This is a genomic window from Paraburkholderia caribensis, assembly GCF_002902945.1.
Classification (GTDB): Bacteria; Pseudomonadota; Gammaproteobacteria; order Burkholderiales; family Burkholderiaceae; genus Paraburkholderia; species Paraburkholderia caribensis.
In genome coordinates this window covers 1,121,647-1,135,279 of sequence record NZ_CP026103.1, presented here as the reverse complement: position 1 = coordinate 1,135,279, position 13,633 = coordinate 1,121,647, and the positions used below count along the sequence as shown (strand labels likewise).

The 13,633-nt window shown below is 61.5% G+C and carries 11 protein-coding genes; 6 read left to right on the top strand and 5 right to left on the bottom strand.

The annotated features are described in order from the left end of the window. The first annotated feature begins 359 nt into the window (after positions 1-359). Both C2L66_RS34595 and dctA read left to right on the top strand, forming a co-directional pair. Complete coding sequence (locus tag C2L66_RS34595) at positions 360-1,328, top strand: LysR family transcriptional regulator (protein WP_054932280.1); 969 nt, start codon at positions 360-362, stop codon at positions 1,326-1,328. After that, on the top strand, positions 1,325-2,632 hold the full coding sequence (gene dctA, locus C2L66_RS34590; protein WP_060608288.1) for a C4-dicarboxylate transporter DctA: 1,308 nt from the start codon (positions 1,325-1,327) through the stop codon (positions 2,630-2,632). Before C2L66_RS34595 ends, dctA begins: the two co-directional genes overlap by 4 nt. A gap of 41 nt (positions 2,633-2,673) precedes the next feature. Here the strand turns inward: dctA and C2L66_RS34585 are convergent, their stop codons facing one another. Both C2L66_RS34585 and tcuC read right to left on the bottom strand, forming a co-directional pair. Next, entirely contained in the window at positions 2,674-3,456 is a 783-nt protein-coding gene (locus C2L66_RS34585) for a substrate-binding domain-containing protein (protein ID WP_060608286.1), read from the bottom strand. Positions 3,457-3,509: 53 nt separating this feature from the next. Further along, on the bottom strand, positions 3,510-4,808 hold the full coding sequence (tcuC, locus tag C2L66_RS34580) for an MFS transporter (protein ID WP_054932277.1): 1,299 nt from the start codon (positions 4,806-4,808) through the stop codon (positions 3,510-3,512). A gap of 375 nt (positions 4,809-5,183) precedes the next feature. Between tcuC and C2L66_RS34575 the strand changes: the two genes are divergently transcribed. After that, entirely contained in the window at positions 5,184-7,160 is a 1,977-nt protein-coding gene (locus C2L66_RS34575; protein WP_060608283.1) for an SMP-30/gluconolactonase/LRE family protein, read from the top strand. Positions 7,161-7,237: 77 nt separating this feature from the next. On the opposite strand, the gene C2L66_RS34570 is transcribed toward C2L66_RS34575, so the two are convergent. After that, positions 7,238-7,654 carry a cupredoxin domain-containing protein gene (locus C2L66_RS34570; RefSeq protein ID WP_060608281.1) on the bottom strand — a complete coding sequence of 139 codons (417 nt, stop codon included), beginning with the start codon at positions 7,652-7,654 and terminating at the stop codon, positions 7,238-7,240. A 550-nt stretch (positions 7,655-8,204) separates the two neighbouring features. Between C2L66_RS34570 and C2L66_RS34565 the strand changes: the two genes are divergently transcribed. Next, entirely contained in the window at positions 8,205-8,594 is a 390-nt protein-coding gene (locus C2L66_RS34565) for a hypothetical protein (RefSeq protein ID WP_054932274.1), read from the top strand. A 53-nt stretch (positions 8,595-8,647) separates the two neighbouring features. Here C2L66_RS34565 and C2L66_RS34560 read toward each other — a convergent pair whose 3' ends face one another. Beyond that, the gene (locus C2L66_RS34560) at positions 8,648-9,121 is read right to left on the bottom strand and encodes a c-type cytochrome (protein WP_082670496.1); all 474 of its coding nucleotides are present in this window, start codon (positions 9,119-9,121) and stop codon (positions 8,648-8,650) included. Positions 9,122-9,554: 433 nt separating this feature from the next. On the opposite strand from C2L66_RS34560, the gene C2L66_RS34555 reads away from it, so the two are divergent. Then, positions 9,555-10,025, top strand: a complete 471-nt coding sequence (locus tag C2L66_RS34555; RefSeq protein WP_148654643.1) for a hypothetical protein — start codon at positions 9,555-9,557, stop codon at positions 10,023-10,025. 40 nt (positions 10,026-10,065) lie between these two features. Here the strand turns inward: C2L66_RS34555 and C2L66_RS34550 are convergent, their stop codons facing one another. Next, positions 10,066-10,644, bottom strand: a complete 579-nt coding sequence (locus C2L66_RS34550; protein WP_060608274.1) for a DUF308 domain-containing protein — start codon at positions 10,642-10,644, stop codon at positions 10,066-10,068. A 433-nt stretch (positions 10,645-11,077) separates the two neighbouring features. On the opposite strand from C2L66_RS34550, the gene C2L66_RS34545 reads away from it, so the two are divergent. Further along, positions 11,078-13,624 carry a type VI secretion system Vgr family protein gene (locus C2L66_RS34545; protein WP_060608271.1) on the top strand — a complete coding sequence of 849 codons (2,547 nt, stop codon included), beginning with the start codon at positions 11,078-11,080 and terminating at the stop codon, positions 13,622-13,624. The last annotated feature ends 9 nt before the right edge of the window (positions 13,625-13,633 follow it).

The window sequence follows — 13,633 nt, the reverse complement described above, 5'->3', positions numbered from 1 at the left end:
GGCTTTTTTTGGCGCACATCGCGGAAGACCGTGTCGGGGGGCGCCCGTTTCTCAACAGATCGCTCGGCATAGCGAAATGATTTGACGGGTTGCATACGAGCAAGCTGCAGCGCTTTCCATCGAACGCAGGTCTTTTCGGGAAACGCCGGACTGGCGAGGAGCAGGCTGTGTAAAATCCGGGTTCGAGAACCTTCACAGACTGCCGTCCATTCGACGCGATGCGCGCATGATCAGCCTTGATATGAGCCCAGCGCTGCTCAACTGCGGCAGTTCCGGAATCTGACGCGGCACACGCACAATGTCGGTCGACCTCGTCTGGATTCACGCAACATATCAACACCGACAATGCGGAGAGGGGCGTGGCCGTCAACTTCGACCTGAATGACTTGCAGGCGTTTCGAGCCGTTGTGGAACTGGGAAGCTTCCGCAAGGCCGCCGACGCGGTCAACATTTCCCAGCCGGCCTTGAGCCGCCGCATCGACAAGCTCGAGGCGGCGCTTGGCGTGCGCCTCTTCGAGCGCACCACGCGCAGCGTCACGCTCACCACCGTCGGGCGCGTGTTCGCCCCGAGCGCCGAGCAACTGCTCGACGATCTCGACGTCGCGCTGCTTGGCATCCGGGATGTCTCGTCGAGCCGCCTGGGTCATGTGACGATCGCCTGTGTACCGTCGGTGGCCTACTATTTCCTGCCAAACGTTGTCGCGAGTTATCACAGCCGTTTTCCACGCATCCGGGTCAAGCTGCTGGATTCGAGCGCGAACGAGGTGCTTGGCGCCGTCATCAGCGGCGAAGCCGATTTTGGCGTGAGCTTCATGGGCAGCCAGGAATCGGAGGTCGAGTTCAAACTCCTGTTGCAGGAGCGCTTCGTTGCCGCGTGCCGTCGCGACCATCCGCTCGCGCGCAAGAAGCGTGTGAGCTGGAACGAGCTTTACGAGCACGAGTACGTCTCCGTCGACAAGACCTCCGGCAACCGCCTGCTGCTCGATCAGGCGCTCTCCGCCGTGGCCCCGCGCGTGCCGAGCGTCTGCGAGACGCGCCACGTCACGACCATGCTTGGGCTGGTCGAAGCGGGGCTCGGCGTCGCGGCCGTGCCTTCGATGGCCATGCCCGGGCGCGAGCATCCCATCCTGACCAGTGTGCCGCTGGTCGATCCCGTGGTGAAAAGGCGCGTCGGCATCGTCACGCGGCGCGGACGGCCGCTCACGCCTGCCGCGCAGGAGTTTCACCGGACGATCATTGAAATGAAGCGCGGCGTTGCCGTGAACGGCGATATCGAGAGCAGCGGTGTGAACACGAAAGAGAAAATCAGAAGGAAGACAGCATCGTGACGTTGGCAAGGCCGCTTCGGTTGCTCTACGTGCAGGTCTTGCTGGGCATGGCGCTCGGCGTGAGTCTGGGGCACATCTGGCCGCAAGCCGGCGCGTCGCTCAAGCCCCTCAGTGATGCATTCGTCGGTCTGGTGCGGATGATGATCGCGCCGATCGTGTTCTGCACCATCGTCTCCGGCATCACGTCACTCGCAAGCGGCTCGACGATCGGACGCACGATCCTCAAGGCGCTGGCGCTTTTCTATCTGCTGACGGCCATCGCGCTCGTCATTGGCCTTGCAACCGCCTACGCGCTGCGCCCCGGGGCGGGCATGCACATCGACCTGCGCCACCTGGACACGAGCCTGCTCGCGCAACTTGCCGCGCACTCGCCGCCGCGCGGGTTGGACGAGTTCGCGTTGAACCTGATCCCCGAGACGCTCGTCGGGGCGTTCGTGAAGGGCGATGTGCTGCCCGTGCTTCTGCTTTCGCTGCTGTTCGGTTTCGCGCTCAATGCGAACCCGCGTGCGGGGCGGGCGGTGCTCGAACTCATCGACGGGGTCGCCGACCTGGTCTTTCGCATTCTCGCGATGATCATGCGGCTTGCGCCCGTGGGCGCGTTCGGCGCGATGGCCTTCACGGTGGGCCGCTTCGGCATCGGCTCGGTCAGCTCGCTCGGCATGCTGATGGTGTCGTTCTATCTGGCGTGCCTGCTGTTCGTCGCACTGGTCCTTGCGCCGCTTGCACGGCTGCACGGCTTCGCGCTGTGGCGGTTGTTGCGCTACATGCGCGAGGAACTGGTGATCGTGCTCGCAACCTCTTCGACGGAGCCTGTCCTGCCGCGGCTGATCGTGAAGCTGGAAGCGCTTGGCTGCGACAGGGGGATCGTCGGCCTCGTTCTGCCAGCAGGCTACTCGTTCAATCTCGACGGCACGGCGATCTATCTGACGCTGGCTTCCGTGTTCATCGCGCAGGCGTGCGACATCCCGCTCACCTGGCCGCAGATCGCGACGATGCTCGCCGTCATGCTGCTCACTTCCAAGGGCGCGGCGGGCGTGTCCGGCAGCGGGCTCGTCGCGCTCGTCGCGACATTGACCGTGATTCCGGATTTGCCCGTCGCCGGCGTGGCGCTGCTGGTGGGAATCGACCGGTTCATGTCGGAGGCGCGCGCCCTGACGAGCGTGATCAGCAATGCGTGCGCGGTCATCTTCGTTTCGCAGTGGGAAGGGGCCTGCGACCGCGGGCGTCTCCTGCAGATGCTGCGCGGCCCGGCGCCGCGCGACGCGGACGACACCGACGCCCCCGCCGCGAACACGCCAGGCTGACGGGCAGGCGGCTCACGGCACGCCTTCCGGCTCGCCGTATCTCAATGCATCGTGACGGAATCGAGCCCGGTCGATCTCACTTCGGGTTGTACTTCGGGCGAAGCGAGATAGTCGAGGAGGGCTTTGGCTTCCTTCGGATGCTGTGCGCCGATGGGGATGCCCGCAGCGTAGCGCGTGACGGACTGCAGGGACTCGGGAATCTTTCCGACGAATGTCGCGCCCTTGACGGGTAACAGCTCGCTCACCTGCTGGAAGCCGATTTCGTAGTCGCCGTTTGCCACCACCGACGCCACTGGAATCTTCGGAATCATCTTCGCCTTCGGCTTGACCTGATCCTCGATACCGAGCCGCTTGAAGAGTTCGCGCTCGATATACACGCCGCTCGCGCTGTCCGAGTAGGCGATCGACCCGGCGTGCAGCAGGGCTTGCCTGAGCGCCTCGACCGAGCTGATGTCGGGCTTCGCCGCGCCGTCGCGCACGACCATGCCGATGCGCGAATCGGCCAGTTCGACCCGCGATCCGGGGACGATCTTGCCTTCCTTGATCAGATCGTCGAGTGCGTAACCGACCATGATCACGACGTCGGCGGGCTCGCCGCGCGTAAGACGGTTGGGAATCGCCTCCGGCGATTTGCCCATCGAGGGCCCGAGCGCCGTGTCGAGCGTATTGCCCGTCGCGGACGCGAATTTCGGGCCGAGCGCCTTGTACGCGGCGGTGAAGCCGCCCGAGCTCATGACGTGCAGGTCGGCGGCCTGGACGCTCGCTGCCGCCGTCGACGTTGCCACGAGCGCGACGGTACAAAGTTTCAGAAGAAGGTTTTTCATGGATGAAGGTGTATCGGGTTGCGTATTCAGACGTGTGCGGGACGAGCGCGGGATCAATGCGCTGGCGTCAGCGTCACGGCGCGGCGGCGATAGAGCGCGAGTGTCGCGCACAGGGCGCAGACGGCGGCGAAGCTCATCCAGTAGCCGGGCGCGGCCTTGTCGCCGCTAACGTGAATGAGGGCGGTGGAGATCGCGGGCGTGAAACCGCCGAACACCGCCGTCGCGAGACTGTAGGCCAGCGAGAACCCCGCGACGCGCACTTCCACGGGCATCACTTCCGTCAACGCGACGACCATCGCGCCGTTGTAGATGCCATACATGAACGAGAGCCACAAGAGCACGAGCAGCATGTTGATAAAGCTCGGCGCGTGAGCGAGCAGCGACAGTGCCGGATACGCGGTCGCGATGGCGAGCACCGTCATGGCGAGCAGCAGCGGCCGGCGGCCAATCCTGTCGGAGAGCGCCCCGCCGATCGGCAGCCACACGAAGTTCGACACGCCGACGCACAGCGTCACCAGCAGGCTGTCCGCGGTGCTCAGGTGCAGGACCGTCTTGCCGAAGGTGGGCGCGTAGATCGTGATGAGGTAGAAACTCGTGGTGGTCATCGCCACCAGCATCACGCCTGCGATCACGACGGCCCAGTTCTGGACCAGCGTGCGGAACACCTCCTTCATGGCCGGGCGATGCTGGCGCGCCTTGAACTCCTGCGTTTCCTCGAGATTGCGGCGCAGCATGAAGATGAACGGCACGATCATGCAGCCGACGAAGAACGGCACGCGCCATCCCCACGCCGCGATGGCCGTCGCGTCCAGCCATTGATTGAGCGCGAAGCCGAGACCTGCCGCCACGACGATCGCCACCTGCTGGCTCGCGGACTGCCAGCTCGTGAAGAAGCCCTTGCGGCCGGGCGTGGCCATCTCGGCGAGATACACGGACACACCGCCCAGCTCCGCGCCCGCCGAGAAGCCCTGCAGCAGCCGCCCGATCAGCACCAGCGCCGGTGCCATCAGGCCGATCGTCGCATAGCCCGGTACAAAGGCGATCAGGATGGTGCCGCTCGCCATGATGGAGAGCGTGACGATCAGGCCCTTGCGGCGGCCGACGTCGTCGATATAGGCGCCCAGCACGATCGCGCCCAGCGGCCGCATCAGGAAGCCGGCGCCGAAAACCGCGAAGGTCATCATCAGCGAGGCGAATTCGCTCGCGGCGGGAAAAAAGACGTTGGCGATCTGCGTAGCGTAGAAGCCGAACAGAAAGAAGTCGAACTGCTCGAGGAAATTCCCGGCCGTCACGCGGAAAACCGCTGCGGCCTTTGAATGCCCGGGCGAAGGAATAGAGGGCGAGGGGTGCATCGAGGTGTCTCCTGAAATCCTGTGAATGCGCGGTAATCCGGCGGATTGTCGTTTCAGGAATGTTCGCCCGGAACCGGTCAAACGATAAGTGCAATGTTGTGAACGATTGATGTTCATTGGTTATCAATCGATGCCGTGCCGGCGTCACGCTTTGCGGTGCGGATGCGCGCGGCGGCACTTTGCCTGATCGCTCAACTCGCGCCGCGCGTCGCCGTTAACCCGTACGACGTCCCGCACCCATTCGCCGCGTCACTTCGCTCGCTTCGCGACGTATGGGCTCGAATCGTTGGGCCCGGACTGCAAGTTTGCCAGGGTTGGCAACACCGCGCCATGGACGTCCGTGCTGCACGGCGTGCGATCAAACAAACATCTCTCATGGTTTTCAAAGGACTCTGTACCGCATTAGTCGCAGTCGTGCTGAACCTGGCGGCTGCGTCCGGTTGCGAGGCTCAATACTCCACCGGCTGGTTGGCCAACACACATGGCACGGCGACGACTCGCGTGGGCAATGTGGCTCGCTCGATGTGGGTGGCATCGGAAGGGGTGATCTATACCGCGTCGATGTGGGACGAGGGCGAGGGCGGCATCGCGATGTATCAGAATGGACAGAACATCGGGTCGATCGGCGCGCACGGCGAGTTTCAGGGCGGCGCGATCACGGGCAACTCGACCTCGCTGTTCGCCGCGCTGCAGTTCAACGTCGCATATGGAAGCGGGAAGATCGGTCGATACAACCGGCAAAGCCGCACGCGTGACCTGCTCATTGCGGTAAGCGACACGACCACCGAACGCCTCGCGGATGTCGTCACGGGACTCGCGACGTCCGGCGCGCTGCTCTACGCGAGCGATTTTCCAGGCAGCCGGGTGCGCGTGTACACGACCTCGGGGGACTGGTTACGCGATATCGCTGTGGCAGGGCCGGGCGCGCTCGCGGTGGACGCGGGCGGCAACATCTGGGTCGCGCAGCCGGGCACGGGTGCCGTGGTCCAGTTCAGCCCGACAGGCGAACGCAAAAATACCATCCAGCTGGCGGCGAAAGCACAACCCGCTTCGCTGTATTTTGACGCGGTCACCGGGCAGCTATGGATTGGCGACGAAGGGCCGGACATGAACATCAAGATCTATGACGTCTCCAGCACACCGTATGTTGCCGGAACATTTGGTGTTCAAGGCGGATACCTCAATACAGTCACGGGGATCAAGGGGCAGGTAGGCGACGGGCGGTTCACGCGCGTGACGGGGATTGGCCGGGATTCTGCGCGCAATCTCTATGTGCTGAACAACCCGTGGGGCGGATCATGGGACCTCGGCCGCAACGGAGGCACCGACATCCACGCATACGATGGCACCGGCGTGTTGCGCTGGCAGCTCCAGTCGGTGAACTTCGAAGGCAACGCCGCGCCGGACCCTGCCACCGACGGGGCAATCTTCTACGGCGGCATGCACATCTACGCGGGCACTCCGGGAGGCGCGTACGTTGCGAACACAATCGATCCGTTTACCTACCCCGCCGATCCGCGCATCAATCTAGCCGACCACGAACGCGGCGAACATTTCGCCCAGGTCGTCAGCGTGGGCGGACACCGGATACTCGTTGCAGCAAGCCAGAACCCGGATACCTTTTACTTTTTCCATTTCAATCGGACCAGCGGGTACATTGCGATTCCCGATAGCACGCTGCCGGGAACGGCGTTCGGTACGACGGTAAAAGTCCGAAACGGCTTTTGCCTGGATAGCAAGGGCGATATCTGGGCTGGCCTCGACAAGACCAACGCGATTTCACACTATCCGCTGACGGGTTTCGACGCGGACGGCAAACCGTTGTGGGGTGCCGCGATCACGATGCCGATTCCGGCGACGATCTCGCAACTGACGCGCATCATGTACCTGCCCGAAAGCGATACGATGGTACTCACCGGGATCACGGGCAGCACGGACTGGACCGCGGTTGGATCGCGTGTCGAGGTGTATCACGGGTGGCTGGCCGGCAACAGAACTGCGCCGGATCCCGTGATCAACCTGACTGGCGCCAATCCCAAATCGGTCGTGGCCGCAGGGAATTATCTTTTCGTGGGCTACGTCCATACCGTGCCGAATATCGACGCGTACAACCTCACGACGGGGAAGCTCGATATCACGCTCGTCAATAGCAACCCGAACGCAGTCGATGTCGGCAACGACGTGGACTCGATGTATGGACTTCGGGCGTACCGGCGTTCGAACGGCGAATATGAAGTCACGAAGGACAACTACAACGATTCGAGCATCGTGCTTTATCGCTGGACGCCGGCCGCCTCGAGCGGGGCCGGCGCGAGTGCGGCGAAGTCGATGATGGTGTCGCCATTCAAGTGAATTGACGATGCGCATGAGCCGCGGCGATCGGGCTGACGCATCATCCTGGATGAATGGCGTGCCGTTCGTGCGTCGCCTCAGCGCGCAACGACGAACGATGTGTGCATGCCCATCTCATAGTGCCCCGGCCGGTTGCAAATCAGCACGTAGTGTCCTGGCGCGAGTTTCAATGACAGGTGCTTTGTCGAGCCCTGCGCCAGGTCCTCCACTTCGCCCATTTTCTTGAACCGGCTTTCCGTGACCTGGCCTTTGTGGACAGGCAGATGCGCATCGTCCATGTCTGTCTTCAGCACCACCAGCTCATGTTCGGTATTGCCGCTCGTTGCGTTGTTCACCTCGAGCGTGACCCGCCCGGCATTCACCGTAACGGGATCGAGTTGAATCATGTTGTCCGTGAGCTTGACATGGATCGTCCCGTCGGCATTGGCGCTCAGCGGCGCAACGCCGAGTGCGAGCGCCGCCAGCATGTACACAGCATGGTTTCTGTCGATCATGATGTTTCTCCTCGAAGGGCTGCGTCGCCTCGCCACGGCGCCGGATTCGCCGGCCCCGTAAGCTCCTGGGTCCAATGTTCTCTCCATGAGTGTCGGGCGTCTGCGGAAACGTTCTCCAATCTGCATGGGTAAGAACCCTCGTCATCGTCGCGGTCGCTCGAGACCACTTATCGCGGCGCTCAAAGCTTCGCCTTCGCGCAGCGGCGCAAGCAGGCTTGCACACATTGCGCGCGTGAATGTCATCACGGATGAAGGACCCGAGCTTGCCAGTGCCGGCGAGCCTCGCAGATAGAACGTGAATGGGTGTCGAAATATTCCGCCCAATTTCGGCCTTCAGGCGGATGCTCGCTTTCGAAATTGCGGAGGATGGTCAGTCGATGGTGAGGGATCGGTTGTGACAGGGTGCTGGTCCATTGCAGCACCTGTTGAGAGCGCTTACTTCATCGAAGCACCATGCCAGGCCATTTGCGATGTCTGTGCGGCACCGAACAGAACCGATCGCGAACCAGGCGAATAGTGGCAGTCGTGCAAGGCCGAACTGGGAATCGTGATGCGCGTTAATCTCTCTCTCCCTCTGTTTGTTCTGCCATTCCTGGTTGTCGGCTGCAACACGCCGCCCATTCCGCCGGGAAAGTCCGTCGATATTCCGACTGCTCTGGAACACGTTTTAGATGGCCTGTGCAATGCGAAGAAGAATCTCGCGGCACACAAGCAGGACTATGGCGTTGCGCTCGATTCGATTACCGTGGAGCTTGATCTGACTGTCGACGGGACAAAGAATCCTCCCGTGGCGGTTGCCCCCGATATTCAGTTTGTTCCGACCGTCAGTTACGGGCAGATCATCACAGCGACCAAGGGAAGCAGGCTCACGCTTACATTCAGGAATACCGCTGCCACCAGCGCGTCAGGCGGCGTGGAGTGCAACGTCTCCAAACAGTAAATCACGCACGGGAACGGCGCAGCCGATCGTAGCCTGGTGGTCGCGCCGTGCGTTCAACGCTTCGTCACCGATAGATACGCGGCGACCTGATCGATTTGTTGTTCATCGAGTGCGGACGCGACGGCCTTCATCGTGCCGGGCTTCGCGCCGCTTTCCTTCGCGCGTGCCTGAAACGCATGGATTCGGGCGATCGTGTATGCAACCGGCTGACCTGCAATGGCAGGGAAATGCGCACCGTTGCCCCTTCCGCCTGCACCGTGACAACTGAAGCAGGCGGGAACGCCGGGCGCGCCCAGTTCGGCCAGTTGCTCGCCAGCCGAGAGAACCGCTGCTGATGATCCAGGAACCGCGACGACGGCAGGCTTCGGCGTTTGCGCGGCCGGCATGCCGTCTGCGGCCGGGACCCGGTTTTGTGCAAAGCACGTGCTCGCGAATGCGCAGAGCGATAGTGTCGCGCACACGCGCGCCATCACGCTGAAGAATGAATCGGTATTCGGGTGGGGGCCGCGTAAGTTCAGAGTATCCATCGTTCGCTTTGCACCAGGCTGAGCCTATACGGTACGCACATGCAGGGCGCGGAAAGGTCAGGAACGCACGGCTTTTTCGGATCTCAACGCTCGCACGCGATGTGGCCGCCTTACCGCGAAGTGGCCTGCAAGATGCGCTGCGTTTTGTCTGATCACGTACACGAGCGCGAGGTCCGCAGACGCACTGCATCAGAAGGATTTCGATCGGCTTGCGCGCAGCGTACAGGTTGATTGCCTAAGGTGACTTCAGCGTTTATGCTGAACAGATTGTGCTGCGTGGTGAATGACGAATGATGAATGACGATCCGCGCGGCCAGGTGGCCTATCCCACTCGACGTGACATGGGACTCAGGTTGGCCCGACGCGGGACGTCCCATGCTTCAGTTCGAGTCGGACCGTTGAACACAGGATGTTCGAGCGACGGGAGAAGTCCATGCGCAAGCCTCTACAGACGGGCGCTATGTTGATGGCACTTGCCCTTGGCGGATACGCAGCCGCTCATCCGGACATCGCGAGTTGCTGCTTTCGAGAATCTGATTCGGGCGAGAGTAGGGAAAGCCACGCGGCAAGCGTATCGCAGGCAATGGCGACCGGCGATGACAGGAACGTAGCAATCCAGGATGGGTCGGTTCCCGAGGATTCGTTCCGTCCCATCGAACGCGTGGCTCCCGGCAGACTGGATAAATCGGTCAGTTACGTGAGCACGGTTCGCGAGGGCGTGACGAACAGCAACGTCGATGACGGCAGACCAGCCCTCCATCCGTCGACGCCGGACACGGCGGCGACGCTCCCTGCCACGATGGGTGCGCCGCGCGTTGTCCTGGATGGCACGGCCATGCTCACCGGTAGCTGGCTAAGCAGCGGCCAATACGTACTCACGTTCGTCCTGAACGCCCGGAATTGACGCCAGGCGACTGACGCCATGTGGCGATTGCGCCCGTTCTTCAAGACGTTCGAAGCGCCTTGCGGCGAAGCTGGCCGACCGATAGCCACAACGCAGAAACGAGAAAGTAGACGGCGCCTACGGCTGCGTAGCCGGCCACCCTGCTAATCGCGGAATGCGTCGGCGCGCCGCTTTGCGTCAGGAAAAATGCCCCTGCCAATGCCGACTGTCCGCCGCTCAGGATCATCGCCCATTGCGCGCCAAGGTGTTTCCAACGGCGGACGGCAGTGGCGAGTTGAAGCAATCCGGAAAGTATCGCCCAGGCGCCGAATACACCCAGCACCCAGTTCAATCCCAAGGCGACCATCACCGCAACCGTTGCAACGGAACTGACGATGACGTTGATGGCTTGAGTACGATTTTCAGCCAGCCCACCGTTACGCGACGCGTCGATGTAATTGGCCAGAGCATCCCACGCGGGATACACGACCAGCAGTGCAACTGCGGTGACCGGGAAGTGCTGCCCGACGGAGAAAGCCAGTACGACCCAGGCAACGGAAAATGCAGTCCGGACGAAATAGTAGCGCGTGAGCCAGCGTTCTTTCTGAGCTCGAGTGATATCTTCCTGACGATCAACCATTGCAACTCCCTAACGGATTCTAATGAACGTGCCGAAGGGAAGGATCGCACTGGATTGGAGCCGGTGGCATCGGTCAAATGACCGACCATGGGCGGGCGTGCGTTGTGCGATAGACGTGCGTAATGGAGGCCTGGTAAGAAATATAAAATGATTCCGGCTTCATTTAAATGGTGCCGCGTAAGGCGATTCGATTCTCACGATTCATTCTAAAAAGCACCGTTTCCGCGCGGGGCGCACCAGTTATATGGTTTCGGTCATTTTTTCCACGAAGCGCCGGGCAAATGCAGGTTTTACCATTGCATGAAAATGCCAGCCGCATATTTAACCTTTTTTGAATCGCTTTTTATGATCATTTAAAAATTATTGGGTCGCCTGTTCGTTTTGATCTTGTAAAATCGCGCGCATTAATCAGCAACAAACAAGAAGAGGCGTTATGGGGGCGCAGGATATTATCGCGGCCGTCACGGGTGGGCTTGCGCAGGGCGACCGGTTGTTGAAGCTGGATACGCCGCTGGGCGGCGACCTGGTTGTGCCGCAGCGGGCGGTGGGCAGTTCGCGCATCGGGAGGCACTTCGATTTCACCGTCGACGTCGTCTCGACTTCTTCGGGCATCGAACTTAAGAAACTGATCGCGCAGCCCGTCACGCTCTGGCTACAGCAGTCTGACAAGTCTTATCTGCCTCATAACGGCTTCGTGCACACCGCACGCCGGCTCGGCTCTGACAGTGCGCTAACCAGTTATCAGATCGGGTTCGCATCGTGGATGCATTTTCTCAAGTTCCGGCGCGACCAGCGTATCTGGCAGGACATGAGCGTCGAGGATATCGTCAGCGATGTGTTCAACGCGCATCCTCAAGCCCAAGGGCGATTCCGGTTTGAACTGTCGAAGCCGCGTCCCATACGCTCGTATTGCCGGCAGGACGAGTACGACTGGAACTTCGTGCATCGGTTGCTGGAGTCGGAAGGCCTGTATGGTTTCTGGCAGCAGGCGCAGGACGGCAAATCTCATACGCTGGTGATCACGGACAAGCTCTCGGCGTTCGTCGCGATGTCACCCGGAACGGTGCAGTTTTATCGCGCGGGAACGAACAGCGAAGCGGATGCGCTCACGCAATGGTCGGGCACGCGCACGCTTCAAAGCGCGCTGCTGACCACGCGCACGTTCGACTACAAAAGCCCGTCCAGCGTATATAACCCGAAGGGCACCAGCACTCCCACGATGCCCACGCAAGGTGCGTTGCCTGCGCAAGCCGAGGTCTACGAATACACGGGCGCTTACACGTATGGGCCGCAGGATCGCGGTGACGCGCTCTCGCGCATCCGTGTGGAGGAATGGGAGTCGCAAGCGAAGCGCTTTCACGGAGCGGGAGGCGTGCGTGGCATCGACGCCGGACGGCGCTTCTCATTGAGCGGGCATCCCGATCACGACCGTGATGCTGCCGGTCAACGGGAGTTTGCCGTGATCGAGACCGTCTGGACGATTGAGAACAACCTGCCTGTCAACCGTGATGCGCCGGTGTTTCCTCATAGCCTGCAGGCGTCGGTGGCGGCCGTCCGTGCGCGGCATGAAGGTGCGACGGCGGCCGGCCCGGTGTCCGTCAACGGATCGGAAGGATTCTTCCGGGTCGATATCGAGGCGCAGCGCACGACGGTGCCGTATCGCAGTCCGCTCGAGCACGAAAAGCCAGACGTGCAACTCGAATCGGCAATCGTTGTCGGGCCGGGGAACGAAGAAGTCTATAGCGACGAACTGAATCGCATCAAGGTGCGCTTCATCTGGGACCGGCTCAATAGCGGAGACGAACGCGCGTCGTGCTGGCTGCGCGTCGTGCAATCGGATACGGGTGGCCGTTATGGCGGTGTGCATCTGCCGCGTGTCGGCGAGGAAGTTCTTGTCGATTATGTCGATGGCGATTGCGACCGGCCGATCGTGGTTGCCCGGATCTACAACGGCGCGATGAAGCCGCAATGGCATTCGAACGGCTTGCTGTCCGGTTACCGGTCGAAGGAATTCGGAGGCAGCGGATACAACCATCTGGTGATGGATGATGCGACCGGGCAGAATCGCCTCCAGCTTTATAGCAGCAGCGCGAATTCGTCTCTGCATCTGGGTTATCTGATTGCACAGAATGGAAACGAGCGGGGCGCCTATCTGGGCAGCGGGTTCGACCTGAAGTCGGACGCGTATGGCGCGGTGCGCGCGGCGCAAGGTCTATATGTCACAACTCACCCTGTAGTTAGCCAGCCACTCGATGTGCGCGCGGCGAGTTCACAACTGGTGAATGCCGGGAGCGTGCTGGATGCCATGTCAGATGCGAGCACGACGCATCAGGCGGAGAGCCTTAAGGATGGCAGCGACTCGCTGAAGTCCTTGACGGATGCAACGCAAGATAGCGTAGCCGGTTCTTCGTCTGGCGGTAACACGGCGGGCGGCGGCACGGGCAGTGCGGCAGCGTTCCGTGATCCCGCGATGCTGATGGCAAGTCCGTCAGGCATTGCCTTATCGACGGGACAATCAATACATATCGCGGCCAATGAACATATCAACCTTGTCAGCGGACAGAGTGCGTACTTGGCAGCGGGCCATGCGTTCGTAGCGAGCGTTGCCGAAAAGCTCAGCCTGTTCACGCTGAACGCCGGCATGAAACTCTTTGCGGCCAAAGGCAAAGTTGAGATTCAGGCCCATTCTGGCGACATCGAACTGACCGCGCAGAAGGCCTTCAAAGTACTATCCGCGACGGAAAATATCGAAGCGGCGGCCAAGCAGGAGATCCTTCTCACATCGGGTGGCGCGTACCTGCGGATCAAAGGTGGAAACATCGAGATTCATGCGCCGGGAAAGATCGACATCAAGGGCAGTCAACATTCATTCGCTGGGCCGACGGGCGATGCGTACCCGCTGCCTTCGATGCCTAAGTCCATCTGCATTCCCTGCCTGCTCGCCGAATACTCGCAGGGCGCGTTGCTGGGTACGAAGTGAGTTCGAACG